This is a genomic window from Mycobacterium sp. IDUB_28, from assembly GCF_055419285.1.
The window spans coordinates 52,428-64,567 of record NZ_JBVAXK010000014.1; the positions used below are offsets into that span (position 1 = coordinate 52,428).

Here is a 12,140-nt window from a genome sequence, read left to right on the forward strand (position 1 = left end):
CAGCTGGTGGCTCGACACGCCTTCCCCCCTGGTTATCCGCAGGGACGGGAACGAAGCTGGCCGCTCGATGTAGTGCTCCGGTTCATCGTCGCCCACCGCCGCCAACTTCTAGCGCGTGTACCGCGCCTGTTTCCCCGCATAGAACCCATTCCCGCACTTTTCTGCGGATCCTTTCAATTCGTCCTCCGGTCGCAATCAGGCGGCCGCCAAACCTCGTGCGTCGCGTTTCTGTGGCAACCCAGCGATGCCCTTGGCCGAGTGGCGCTGGCCTACCCGTTGGACCATAACCTCTGGCAGCCCGCCGATGTGCTGGCGGCATTGCGCGCCGCATACTCTGACGTCGATGCGGTCGTGATACCTCAGACGACGACCAGCGTTGGGGAAGATGGCGTACTCAACCCTCCCGACGTGGATTACGCCGACACCAGGGAACCGGGCCTCCGCATACGTGAAATGAGCTGGCTCGATCTCGCCTACCTGCTGCAAGTTGACCTACCTTGGTGGCCATCAGGTCTCAGAGATGCGCAGTCGATGCTGCGTTGGCAACCCGACAGCCCGCCCTATGACTTAGTCCCGACATCGCCCAGCACCGGCGATCCGCACGCAATCTTGCGTTTGGGTGCCACGGTGCATCCTGACGCACGCCGTGATGTCTGCGCCCCCTTTTTCCAATGGTTCGCCGAAACCGCTGCGTGCGTGGCGTGCCCTCCCAAGGTCTCCGGGGCGAAAACCGTTCCTGGCATAAGAGTTTCTGCGCGCGCTGTAGCTCCGGGCACGGGTGCCGCACTCCGTGACGAAGTTGCTTCCGGCAAGGACCGTCCGACCACTTCAGAGATAGCCGCGGTCCTACATTCACAGGTTGACCCTGCTGCCCTCGACCAGCAGGTAAAAATGTGGGCTCACATCGTGGGCGCGTGGTCGCCGCTGATTGAGCGAGTGGTGGCAGTTCGGATCGGTTCCGCCAATCCGCTGGCACGCCGATTTCTCAATCGCCTCCGTGAATCGCCCGGCCCGAATGACGAGCTCGGGTTCGCGATCGTCGCCGCCCACGGACTCTCCGTTGAGCGCGCCAGTGACCCGCTGACAACGGCAGCGCCGCGAAGACTTGAACACGAAGTCGATCCCGATCTGTGGATCGCCCGGTACGGCAATACTGTCTATACCTCAGTGCCACAGGTGATCTCGACCGCCGTTGGAGAGCTTCGCGAACTCGATATAACACAGGAACGCGGGCAGCTGCTCACCGATTTCACCGCGTGGTGGACAGACGGTGGCGGCAACGCGTGGCCCGTGCCGGGGTGCGAATCCCACACGGCAGGTTATGAAGGGTCCGGCCCCAGCAACCTCGCCGCCGCAGCCACCATTCTCGCCTACGACGCCACTGCCCCCGTGGGCGGCAGACACAACCGAGCTATAGAGCGCGACCTCCGATGCCAAGAGCTCGAGCAAATACTTAGCGCCGATCACTACCCCACACTCGTACGGCGATTTGTGCCCAACGGCAAGGAATTTCGGTGGCACACCAGCGGGGAATAGCTGACCCCCAGTCGGTCGTCTGTTCCAAAGCCCCTGTCACAGACAATGATTGATTTATGTCGTGAACGAAGGATAGGCAATACCGCCATGGGCATCGCTACGCATAACTGGTATCAGATAGCCCGTCTAAAGGTAGTATTGATGCACGGGACGGCAGGTGGCCTGATCATCGGGGATGACACATTCAGTTCGGACGCCCAGTGATCGGTCAGGGAATGAGCGGACCGAGCGGCGTCTGTTGGATAACCCGGGTCGTGCCGTCAGGCTCTAACTGTTCAGTAACCAGATACCCACCGCGCGCGTAGGTCCAACGGGTGGCGTTGGGCCCGCAGATTGAGCGGTCAGCGTCAGCGCTGCCCAGCCAACATTCATTTCCGACTTCAGAAATGGGGCCTGGCCGCATCATGACGGTGACCTCTCCGGTGCCCAGGTCCTTGGAGACGTAGTTGTTGTCTTTGTCGACATAGGTGACCGTGTCGGTGTCGGGTGGACACAAACTGGCGACATCACCGTTTTCGGTGCCGATCCAACAACACGTCCCCGCGGGCCTGCTCGGTGGAGGCTTCGGGTCAACATGGGCCACAGGCACACCCGTGCCAGTCACCAACTCACGCAACCCCGCCGGCCACGCCACCGCCGCCAGCCGCACCGCCCCACCCTTATCCGCACGGCTATACGCCGCCGCATGCTCACTCAAACGCTGCGAATACACCCCGAAATCCGCCACCTTGGCGGTCACCGAACCCTCCCGAGACGCCAACCCCGCCGCCACACCCACCGCCGTCGGATAACCCATCGGACCATGACTTTCCGCGATCCGCTGCACCTCCACCACCGCCTGAGGCGCAATCAACGCCGCACGCGCCGCCAGCGCCGCATACGCATCAGCAGAACCCAACAAATCCGCCGGAGAAACATCCACACCAGCCATCTCGTCGAGCCCCCCTTCCTCCGCATAACGGCGAAGCGCGACCGGAGCTGAAACCGAAAACTACGTCCACCCCAGGACACCGTCAACGGCTACGCCGTGACGTCCTTCGCTCCCGGAGCGTCCGCCACTCGATGATGCGGGTGGCTTCGGTTTGAAGGTCGCAGGTGAATGCTCGCGCTCGGTTCGATCGCGGACTAGCCGTGAGAGCGGCTTGTGAGCATCGCTCAGTCGACTGCGCCTGCCCGCACCACCCACTGGCACGGTTGGCCTGTTACCTCGGCAATGAGGTCGAAGTCCGCGTCGTAATGCAGCACCGTAAGTCCGCTCTCTTCGCCGGCGGCCGCGATCAATAGGTCGGGAATCTTGCGGCCACGCTGGCTTCGTTGTGCGAGAAGTCGCTGCACCTGAAGTGCACGCCGGTGATGCGAATCAGTCGATTCCACCAGTCCGAATGAACCCATGGCCGCGATGAGCCTGTCCCACTCCTGCGCATTGCGTGCCGAGTACCCGACCTCAAGATCCGTGATACGGGCCCGCGCCAGCTCACCAGCAGCAGCGAGCGGTTCCACCACCTGTCTGATGGCGGGCTCACCGAGTCGTTTGATAACGCTGGTGTCGACGAGAAAGCTCACCGCCAGCCCGCTGCTCGATCTTCTTTTGGTGCAGCAGCAAGCTCGTCGAGCGCCGCCGCCACCCGCTGTGCGCGATCCGATGTCGCCAGACGCAGGGCCGCATTCACAGTTTCTTTGATCGTCGCGGTCCCCAGCTCCGTACGAGCCATACCGAGCGCGACTTCATCGATGTCTATCAGGTGCTTACCCACACGAGCAGTATATACAACACGCAGTTCGTATATACGCCGTCCACCGACGCCTGCGCGCGATGTCCGCCCATGACAGCGGTACGCGGCCAGCCATGGGCGTCGGCGACGAGGCGCCACGCAATGGCTGCGCTAACCGGTTTCCAATGTCGCAAGATCCTGGGACAATGTGTCCCATGGGGACGATGGGGACGAAATCCAAGCTGGATATCGAGACTGGCCAGCTTGCGTCAGCGGGCGGCAAAGCGACCTCTACGCAGGCCGGCAGCGCGACCACGGCCCCCCCTTCACCACCGTCGACGGTCACCTCGCAGCTCGACGCCGCCCTGGCGCTGCTAGCGACCAGCTCGACGACAGCGTTAACGGCCGCCGACACCGCCGACTCCGCCGCCGCCACCCGCCAGCAGGCTGCACTGACCCAGTCGCCGCCGGTGTTCGTCGCCCAAGACCAACGAGGCGCCCAGGACTACACCAGGGCCGGCGCCTCCATGCCCACCCCAGTAATGGGACGAGGATCTACGGGCCTGGTACCGAGCTAACAGGAGTTGTTGGAAATGTCGATCGCGCCGCCGCCGCCGGTACATCCGTGGCCCGCGCAGCCTCCAGCGCCACCGTCCCCGCGGCGTCGCTGGATCGCGATCGTCGCAGCCGGGGCAAGCGGCGCCATCGTGGCGGCCGCGATCACCGCCGTCATCATGGTCGCCACCACCCCGAAGCCTGCGAAGCCCGTCAAGCCCGCCGCCGCGCCGACGATGACCGTTACCGCCGCCCCAGCACCCCCACCCGTACCCCTGCCGACCGAGCAGGCTGACGCGCAAACCTGCCACAGCTGGGGGACAGCTGACATGCTGGTCAGCGCGGCCGGGGCCGCCCAGGCCATCATTCCGCAAGGGATGACATTCACCGATCCCGCCATCCAAGACCACCCGGAGTGGAAAGCCGGGGTTTTGCGGGCCGCCGACCTTTACCAACAGGCTGCTACCGCACTGGCCCCGGCACCGGGCACCAGCTCGATGCTGGCCCAGTTCGCCGACACCACAGCCAGCGCCCTGCGCACCATGTCGGAGGCCTACAAGACTTTCGATCCTGATTCCGGCTACCCGGTCGATGTGTTCCGCGCCGGCCAGAAAGCCCTCTACTTCCTCTGCGAGAAAAAATGACCCGCCATGTTGAGCACGCCTGGCCACCGCCACCGCCAGCGGGGCCACCGTTCCAGCCGTACCCTCAACCGCCCACCGAGGGCCGGCCGCGGCGTGGGCCAGTCGTGGCCGCCGCCGTGCTCGGCGCGGTCCTCGCCGCGGTCGCCACCGCCGCGATCGCGGTACAGTCCCGGCCAGATCCGACCGCAACGCCAGCAGCGCACGCTCCGGTCACCGTCACGGTGCCGGCACCTAAACCTGCCGCGCCATCGCCGCTACCCACCGAGCAGGCCAACCGGCAGACCTGCGACCAAGGCTTGACCCCCGCCGAGAAGTACATCGACGAGGCCGAGGCCGCACTGGCGACCTTGCCAAGCGGGGTAAAAGTTGGTGATTTGGCCATACCTTCGAATCCGGCGTGGTATGCGGCAGCCCAGCGAGCCGCTGCCGCATACCGACACGCAAGTGATGTATTGAACGCCGGAATCGCTCCTGGGACTACGCCGATGTTGGCCGAAGCAGCCGCGACAGACGTCAAAGAGCTCCGCCTACTTGGCGAAGCGATTCGTACCAACGACACGATGATTGGCAACGCTGGCGAGGTTGCTAACGCGTCGGCGAAAACGATTGCCACTTTGTGTAACCGGTTTGCCCCGTAGCCCGGAAGGGATTGTCGACGTTCATGTTTGGTGACTTGGCGATGCCGACCACGGAGCATTCGGCCGCGATCCTGGCTGGTTCGTGGCCATCGCAGTCGGTGACGGCGTGGTCGGGCTACTCGACCACTCTCGATTCCGCGGCGCGAAATCTGTTCAGCCAGCTGGACATTCAGCAGGACATCAGAGATCTCCTCGCGCCGATGGAAGGCAATTTCATCGACGCGGCCCGCGGCCTGGAAGCCACGCGCGAGACCGCCCTGGAGAACCGGATCGAGGCCTACCGGCACGTCTCCAAGCAGGCGTTGTGGGGCGCCAACGAATTGCACGCGACGAAAGCCGATTTGGTGGAGATCGTCAATAAGGCCGAGGAGGACATCCACTCCGCACGCCAAGCCGCCGCACAGGCCAAAGCCGCCAACCCGCTGGCGACACCGCAAATCGACAGCCAGCTCGCTTCCACCGAAGCCGCGATTGTCGCTCGCGCAACGGCATTGGCGCGCGCCCGCGATCTCCAAGGTGCGGGCACCGTCGCCGCGCTAGCCGCCGACATCGGGCGGTGGACCGCACCCCATAAGGCGCCGAGCGCCGGCGGCACACCGTCCCCGCCCGCGCCGCCGCACGCACCCCAACCCGCCCCGCCCGCACCGCACGGCGGCGGAGGCCGCACTGCACCGGTCGATCACCACCCCAAGACGGATCGGGTTAATCCCGACACACTCCAAAACCCGCACGAAGGGCAGCAGGGAACTCAGCCGGGTAAGCAGTACCAAGAAAGTACGTGGCGTAAGCCCGAAACCGGTACCCACGGCCCAGGTAGCCCATCTCCGTTGTCCAACACTCCCGGGACCGGTTCTTCGCCGTCCCCTGGATCGAGTGCCGGTAGCGGTCCCGGCTCGATGATCAACAGCTTGATGAAGCCCATGACTGGCGGCTCATCGCCGGCATCTTCTGCTGCTCGTGGCGGTGGGTTAGGCAACCCCGGTGCTGGTTCCGCGCCGGCGGCGGGCCAGCTGGGCAACGCCAACGCGGCCTCGCCCAGTAGTGCCGCTGCTGCGGGCCGTGGCGGCGGTGGCGCAAGTTTGGCCGGGTTGGGGTCTGGTATCGCCGAAGTGTCCGCGCGGGCCGCCTCAGGGGCGATCAGCGGGGCGGCCAATGGGCTGGGCGCGGTCGGCAACGTCGGCAACCAGGTCGCGCAGAATGTGGCTGCTGCTGCTGCGCAAGCCCCTGCGGCGGTTCCGGCGGCCACGCCGCCTCCGGCTGCTCCGCCGGGAGGCGGGGCAGGTCCTCCGATGGCGATGATGCCGCCGCCGGCCGGCGGCTCGGGCGCGGTGACTCCGGTCAGCGGCGGCCCGGGCGGTCCCGCGTCGCCGCCGGCGCCCGCTCCACCACCGCCGGGGGGTGCGGCGGTCCCTGGCGGTGGTTCGCCGGCGGGCCCGCAGGTGGCGCCGATGGTGCTGTCGCAGCGGGGGACTCGGGGTATCGGCGCTGACGGCGCCAGCGGTGACGCGTTGGTGGAGCAGGCGATGGACGTGGGCCAGGCGGTGATCGCGTCCATGTTGACGCAGACGCTCGGTGTCGGCTACATCGGCATCGACTACGCGGTGTCGGTGATTTCGGAGCGCACCGGGTCGGTGTCAGCCTGGCTGGCCACCAGCGAAGGCGCTTCCTACATTCCGTTGGGGGTGCGGGTACCCGCCGATGTGCGTTTGGCGCTGACCGACCCCGTGATTGGGCATGACCTATTCGAGAAGGCCGCGGCGGCCGGCGGGGCCAACGCCCTTGAGATGGTGGTGCGCCACGCTGAGGCGCGTGAGATGGCCGCTCCGGGGACCCGGGTGTTGGCGATCGCGTCGTCGTTTCCGATGGAGCAGATGGTCGACTGGGCGGCCGCGGTGGGTGCGCGGCCGGTGTCGGTGCTCGCCGAGCAGGCAGGCTCGATTGCGCCGGTGCAGGTGCCGCTGATGCATCGGTGTGCTGTAGCGATGCCGTGGGAGTGGCGCCAGGCCAACGCTTTTAACGATCAGCAGCGCCTTCAGGTTGCGGCCCGGCACATGCACATGGCCGCCCTCGCAGGACATCTTCATGGTGCGGCGTGTGAGACAGTGATGCGGCAGTTCGAGCTTCGTCAGCCGATCGCAGATTCGTTGTGGGATGAGGTGCGCACCGAGCGGTTCATGGCGCTGGTCGATTACGAGTTGGAAATGCAAACGCAGGGGCAGGGCGGGTCGGATCCGGCGCGACTGTTGGCGTCGGCACGAGCTGCCGAGGTGATCGAGTGTCTGCGCAACTACGACACAGCCGAGGGCTGCGCGGACTTGTTGTATGCGGCCAGATTGGCGGGCGCACCGCTGAATCCGGTAGCAGCAGTCGTTTAGGAGGGGAAAGCGGTTTTGGCAAACGTCAACGTCAATCCAGGTGATCTGATCAGCGCCGCGGACTCATACGCCGCGCTGGCGGCGCGGGCGGCGCAGATCTCCCCGCAAGCGGGCGAAGAGATCCAGCGTATCGCCGCTACCCACGGTCCGATGGGATATCCCGTGGCGGTGGGGATCGCTGCGAGGCTGGCCGAGCGTGAGGGCCCGCTGATGGCGAAAGTTACTGACTTCGGGACATATTCGCAGCGATTCACCGAACATGCGGCCGCCTACACCGGCGCGGATGCGCGAGGGGCAGCGCAGATCAGGGCGGTTGATTTCACCACCGAAACACCGCGCACACCCGGCAACGGTGCGGCGGTGCCGTTGGATAACAACAGTCCGAAGGATTCGAACAAGCCTGGCTGGAACATTGGCGACCCGCGGCATTCGCCGTGGGTGGCGGGACCCAACGGGCCCAGGCCCCCGCAGGGGCCGGGTGCCCCGCGCTGGATCGAGATCGGCCCCGGTTCAGGGACTTACGTGCGTGCTGACGAAGTCCCAGGTGCCATCATAAAGAATCCCGGTGAACTCGGACCGTCACCGTTCTACGACGATTCGGGCAATCCGGTCATCTATGTCGAGCTGGGACCCAATACCGGCGTGTGGGCTCCGATCACCGATTTTCCGGGCGCGCAGTTCCCGCCTCCGCACACGTTTGGGCCGCCGGGAACATCGGAATACATTCCCGGGTCAGGTGTTTGGGTGCCGCGTGACTCGTTGATCCCCGAACCGTTGGCGCCGCAACCGGTGCCGCCGCGAACCGTCAATTCCGGGGCACCTCACTAAGCGAGGGCGCCTGCGCGGATGTCACTTACTTGCTGAGGTCCGCGTGGGATTTCTGCGGTTTGGCTTCGATCCTTTGATGATCGATGTGCCGGTGAATTCAGCATTGTTAGTGGTGTCGTTCTGCGCAGCTTCGGGCAAGATCGGCCATCACCGACACGGCAATATGGATTTGACGCCATATGCTGTTGATGCCATACTGGGTTTGTGGATGTCGATGCTCCCGAAGAGTTCTTCGACTGGCTCGACCGCACAGAAGCCAAGGCACGCAGCGGAAACGAGCCCGCGCGGCGGCTCCTTGCTCGCGCCGTCGATGCCTTGGCACAACTGCGGGCCCTCGCCGCAGCGCCCCAGACGGAAACGCCGGACCTAAAACGGGTGCGCCAATCACGGCACTACCCCGTTTGGCGCACCTCCCACCCCTACGATCGCGACATCGCTTTTCGGCTCATCTGTTGGTTCCCCCCGGAGAGCTCCACAGTGGTGGTCGCTCTCTTCGGCGCCGACAAGGCGCAGATGGGGGATGTCTTTTACGACAGTGTCGGGGCCCGGGCTGACGCCGCGATCAGGCAATGGATAGTTCAGAAAGGAACAGATGATGAGTGATACCGCGCGCACCCGCTTTCGGCGAGCCAACGGACGTATCGACGAGCTGGTCAACGATCCACTGATCGCCGAGGACGTGGCCCGCTACGGCGCCGAACGTGAACACACCAACCGCGTCTACGCACGCGGCCTGGCCGAGATCCGTAAAGCCAGTAACCTCACGCAGCAACAACTCGCAGTGCTGCTCGAAACAGACCAGGGCACCGTCTCGCGGATTGAGCGACGAGACGACTTGCTGCTGTCGACGCTGCGCGACTATCTGGAAGCAGCAGGGGCCCATCACCCGCGGATCGTGGTTGAAAAAGACGGCGTCGAAATTGCACTGGACTTGAACACCTTCGACCGAGGGATGTCGACATAGTGTTTGCTCACAGGCCGTAAGTTCCGAGGGCGACGACTGCGAGGCCGTCCGCTTTGCACACGGCGATGGGACGGTGGCCAGGGTCACGGTGGGCTGAAAATCTGCGTTGTCCGGGTCATCGCGCCGTTAGGCTGGTGGGATGACCGATCGAGTCGACTTGCTGCGCTTAGCAGATGAGCGAAGCAAATTCCGAGCGGCAGTATTTGTTCGCTCTGGCCACCGAATGTGCGATAGTTCGCCGAGCGCGGCATCGGCGATACGGCGTTGAGTCCTTCAGTTGTGCCGGGCGTAATTGCCTGGCCTTTGATCGTGTTCATGACACTGGTGCTAGAGGGGCGCTATCGCTGGTTTAACACCAATCTCTACGAAAGGTATTTCAATAGCACGTTGGCTTTCCTGCTGGTGGCGCAGATCCTTCGGGAGCATCGGGTACAGGATCTGCTCGTCGAATCCTCATTGATGACTAGACCCGGTGCGTGGCAATTAAGTACTGCTGTGATGGGGTACAGCTTCGCAGAGATGATCGGGTTCAGCTTGTTGTGGTCGGGCATGCCGGAAGCCGTGGCGCGCCGCAAGCAGCGATATTATCGGTTAGCGGGCGTTTGCTGCATGGTCGCTTTTCTTGCCTGTGGTACTCGGGCTCGGCTCGACCACAAACCGCTGGAGTTGTTGGAGGGCTGGGACTCTTTGACCACGCTGACTTGTCTGACGGCGATGCTCATGGTTCTCGCGGTACGTCTGATTTGGAATTCTGTTTCCGCGTTGCGATCCACTGGCAGTCGCCGGGAACGCTGGGTTGCGCGCGGCATTCTGGTACTAGGGATCTTCGGCGCTGCGATCGTGGTGCAAGAGGCTGTGTTGCAATTTTTTGATCAGCACGGCTGGACGCACACGGTGGTCTACCGGCAGCAGTCTCACTCGATTGGATTGTTTTTTGCCATCTTGGCACCTTTCGTTATTGCTGCTGTTCCCGTGGCCATCAAAATCCTAGGCTTGGTCGGCCTGGATCCGGTCAGCCGCGACTGGGCCAAGTTGCAGCCGCTGCGGCTGGCTCTGCGGACGGTGGCGCCAGAATGTGCCTATGACCTGGCCGATGGGGAAGGGAGTCGCCGCAAGTCGGCCCTTGAGCTTCGTTTGACCGTGGTCGAGATCCGCGACGCTATTTTGCGGTTGCGTCCGTACTTCCGGGACATTCCTGATGAGGCGCTGGCCGGTTTCCTTAAGGGGCCTCCGGCGGTTCCAGCGCGTGAGCGTGACGGGGCGATCGCAGCGGTGCGGCTCGCCTACGCTGCTGCAGCGAAGGCCGCCGGCGTCACGCCCCAGGTCGTTGAAGGCAGCGGTACTGCTCCGTCCGTGGTGTCGGGTGCAGCGACGTTGGAGGAAGAGGTGGCAGAGCTCGTGACGGTGGCGAAATGGTGGCCGTCGGCCAGCGCAGCGGCGGCGAACTTCCAAGAATCAAAAGTGAAACCAGTGCCATGACTTCATCAGTGTCCACACCGATTCCGCACTCTCGACTCAGGTTGCCTGTGCTGGGTGATCTTTTGACCATCGACTTCACCAGTCCCGTGTTGGGAACCACGGAGAAGTTATCGCGTGCCGAGGACGGCATTTTCGAGCAACGTATCTTCAATTTGTCCGCGGTCGCGCTCGCCAATGCTGAATTAATCGAGGAGGTGAACGACGAGTCTGTCTGGCAGAAGCATGTGGGGCCACTGGTGGAAAAGCTACGCATGACCTTGGGCGACGGACTGTTCACCGCGTATAACGACGAGCCCAGTTGGCGCAGGGCCCATAATATTTTGATGCCTGCGTTCACGAAGGCTGCGATGACGCACTATCACGACAGCATGGTGGTGACGGTGCGAGAACTGCTGGAGGCGTGGCACATCCACAGCGTCGAGCAGACGTGGATCGACATCCCCGCCCAATCCAACAGGCTCACCGTGGAGATCATCGCGCGGGCCGGGCTCGGCCATTCTTTCGGCGGCCTGGATGACCCCAGCGAAAACGCTGCCTTCAGCGCGGCAATTATCAGCGAGTTGGGTTACGTCAGGCGTGCGATGCGTGTTGATCCCATTCCGTTGTGGGATAGGCTATTTGGGAAGAAGCGCCGTGCCCAGCACGAAACGGATCGGAACTATATCCGCGGTCTGGTCAACGATATCGTCCAGACTCGCCGCGATCGGTTGCCTGCGGGCCAACGTCAGGACATGCTGGAGGCCATGCTGCACAGCGCGGATCCGGAGACCGGTGAACGTCTGGCCGCCGAGAACATTGTCAATCAGATTCTCACGCTGATGGCCGCCGGTAGCGAAACCTCCGCGAATACATTGTCTTTCGCGTTGCACTACCTGGCTACTAACTCTGAGGTGGCCGCAAAGGCCAGGGCGGAAGTCGACCAACGATGGCCTGGGCGAACCTTTCCTGAGATCGAGTTCGGCGACATCGCCAAGCTGCGATACCTGCGCCGTGTCGTCGACGAGACTCTGCGGCTGTGGCCCGTGGCCCCCGGCTATTATCGCCAGGCTCGGCGCGACACGACCCTCGGCAACGGCAAATACCATTTCCGACAAGGGGATTGGGTCGCGGTCGTGCTGTTGGCCGCGCACCGCGGGCCCGGGTGGGGTGAGGACGCCGATACCTTCAACCCTGACCGGTTCCTACCGGAGAATCTGCGCAAGTTGCCCGCGCACACGTACAGGCCGTTCGGGACCGGCCCCCGGGCGTGCATTGGGCGCCAATTCGCGCTGCATGAGATCGTGCTGGCCCTCGCCGCCATCCTGCACCAATACGAACTGGAACCACAGCCGGGCTATCGCTTAGAGATCGCTGAAACGCTGACACTCAAACCCGCTGGCCTCCAACTACGTCTGCATCCGCGCCACTGA

14 protein-coding genes are annotated in these 12,140 nt (G+C 63.9%); 10 read left to right on the forward strand and 4 right to left on the reverse strand.

The window, feature by feature from the left end; translation table 11 throughout:
* The first annotated feature begins 258 nt into the window (after window positions 1-258).
* Window positions 259-1,536, forward strand: coding sequence for a hypothetical protein (locus ACZYZ9_RS23610; RefSeq protein ID WP_133437155.1), 1,278 nt, complete (start codon window positions 259-261; stop codon window positions 1,534-1,536).
* Between the two features lie 208 nt (window positions 1,537-1,744).
* Here the strand turns inward: ACZYZ9_RS23610 and ACZYZ9_RS23615 are convergent, their stop codons facing one another.
* The 3 genes from ACZYZ9_RS23615 to ACZYZ9_RS23625 all read right to left on the reverse strand — a co-directional run bounded on the left by ACZYZ9_RS23615 (window position 1,745) and on the right by ACZYZ9_RS23625 (window position 3,290).
* A complete protein-coding gene (locus ACZYZ9_RS23615; RefSeq protein WP_133437156.1) occupies window positions 1,745-2,467 on the reverse strand; it encodes a type VII secretion target in 723 nt (240 codons plus the stop codon).
* 224 nt (window positions 2,468-2,691) lie between these two features.
* Window positions 2,692-3,099, reverse strand: coding sequence for a PIN domain nuclease (locus ACZYZ9_RS23620; protein WP_240743948.1), 408 nt, complete (start codon window positions 3,097-3,099; stop codon window positions 2,692-2,694).
* Window positions 3,096-3,290 (reverse strand): hypothetical protein, encoded by a 195-nt coding sequence (locus ACZYZ9_RS23625; RefSeq protein ID WP_133437158.1) that lies wholly within the window; start codon window positions 3,288-3,290, stop codon window positions 3,096-3,098. Before ACZYZ9_RS23625 ends, ACZYZ9_RS23620 begins: the two co-directional genes overlap by 4 nt.
* Window positions 3,291-3,463: 173 nt before the next feature.
* Here ACZYZ9_RS23625 and ACZYZ9_RS23630 point away from each other — a divergent pair, with 173 nt between their 5' ends.
* From ACZYZ9_RS23630 to ACZYZ9_RS23660, 7 genes are all read left to right on the forward strand, one after another.
* Window positions 3,464-3,826: a hypothetical protein gene (locus ACZYZ9_RS23630; RefSeq protein ID WP_133437159.1), complete on the forward strand. Its 363-nt coding sequence runs from the start codon at window positions 3,464-3,466 to the stop codon at window positions 3,824-3,826.
* A 15-nt stretch (window positions 3,827-3,841) separates the two neighbouring features.
* Window positions 3,842-4,447: a hypothetical protein gene (locus ACZYZ9_RS23635; protein WP_133437160.1), complete on the forward strand. Its 606-nt coding sequence runs from the start codon at window positions 3,842-3,844 to the stop codon at window positions 4,445-4,447.
* Window positions 4,448-4,551: 104 nt separating this feature from the next.
* The gene (locus tag ACZYZ9_RS23640; RefSeq protein WP_133437161.1) at window positions 4,552-5,085 is read left to right on the forward strand and encodes a hypothetical protein; all 534 of its coding nucleotides are present in this window, start codon (window positions 4,552-4,554) and stop codon (window positions 5,083-5,085) included.
* Between the two features lie 23 nt (window positions 5,086-5,108).
* The gene (locus ACZYZ9_RS23645) at window positions 5,109-7,460 is read left to right on the forward strand and encodes a hypothetical protein (RefSeq protein WP_240743947.1); all 2,352 of its coding nucleotides are present in this window, start codon (window positions 5,109-5,111) and stop codon (window positions 7,458-7,460) included.
* A 15-nt stretch (window positions 7,461-7,475) separates the two neighbouring features.
* Complete coding sequence (locus ACZYZ9_RS23650) at window positions 7,476-8,288, forward strand: type VII secretion target (RefSeq protein ID WP_133437162.1); 813 nt, start codon at window positions 7,476-7,478, stop codon at window positions 8,286-8,288.
* A gap of 204 nt (window positions 8,289-8,492) precedes the next feature.
* Window positions 8,493-8,891, forward strand: coding sequence for a hypothetical protein (locus ACZYZ9_RS23655; protein WP_133437163.1), 399 nt, complete (start codon window positions 8,493-8,495; stop codon window positions 8,889-8,891).
* A complete protein-coding gene (locus ACZYZ9_RS23660) occupies window positions 8,884-9,252 on the forward strand; it encodes a helix-turn-helix domain-containing protein (RefSeq protein ID WP_306255843.1) in 369 nt (122 codons plus the stop codon). Before ACZYZ9_RS23655 ends, ACZYZ9_RS23660 begins: the two co-directional genes overlap by 8 nt.
* Window positions 9,253-9,335: 83 nt before the next feature.
* Here the strand turns inward: ACZYZ9_RS23660 and ACZYZ9_RS23665 are convergent, their stop codons facing one another.
* Window positions 9,336-9,569 carry a hypothetical protein gene (locus ACZYZ9_RS23665; RefSeq protein WP_273437390.1) on the reverse strand — a complete coding sequence of 78 codons (234 nt, stop codon included), beginning with the start codon at window positions 9,567-9,569 and terminating at the stop codon, window positions 9,336-9,338.
* Here ACZYZ9_RS23665 and ACZYZ9_RS23670 point away from each other — a divergent pair.
* Together ACZYZ9_RS23670 and ACZYZ9_RS23675 are read left to right on the forward strand one after the other, a co-directional pair.
* Window positions 9,568-10,731 (forward strand): DUF6545 domain-containing protein, encoded by a 1,164-nt coding sequence (locus tag ACZYZ9_RS23670; protein ID WP_133437165.1) that lies wholly within the window; start codon window positions 9,568-9,570, stop codon window positions 10,729-10,731. The two genes, ACZYZ9_RS23665 and ACZYZ9_RS23670, sit on opposite strands and share 2 nt — an antisense overlap.
* Window positions 10,665-12,140, forward strand: coding sequence for a cytochrome P450 (locus ACZYZ9_RS23675; protein ID WP_463828655.1), 1,476 nt, complete (start codon window positions 10,665-10,667; stop codon window positions 12,138-12,140). The genes ACZYZ9_RS23670 and ACZYZ9_RS23675 overlap by 67 nt, the downstream gene beginning before the upstream one ends.